Source organism: Acinetobacter sp. ATCC 27244 (assembly GCF_000156555.1).
Lineage (GTDB): Bacteria > Pseudomonadota > Gammaproteobacteria > Pseudomonadales > Moraxellaceae > Acinetobacter > Acinetobacter haemolyticus.
In genome coordinates, this window is record NZ_GG666017.1 from 1 (window position 1) to 240 (window position 240).

Consider the following 240-nt stretch of genomic DNA (forward strand, 5'->3'; position numbering starts at 1 on the left):
ATATGATAATCAACAAGCTGAGCAAATTTCTCTAATGGTGTAAGCCAATCTAACGCCTTTCTAGGACGAGTATTCAGTGACATGGCAACTTGATTTAAATAATGCTGATCTGCCTGATTTAAATCAATCCCTTTAGGTAAATATTGCCTAATTAAACCATTCATATTTTCGCATGTGCCTTTTTGCCAGGGTGAATGTGGGTCACAGAAATATACATCTATGCCTAAATCTTCTTCGAGT

The 240-nt window shown here is 36.2% G+C and carries 1 protein-coding gene; it reads right to left on the reverse strand.

The window, feature by feature from the left end; translation table 11 throughout:
* The coding region (locus HMPREF0023_RS16425) for an IS30 family transposase (RefSeq protein WP_008942610.1) at nt 1-240 on the reverse strand (240 nt) is incomplete at both ends.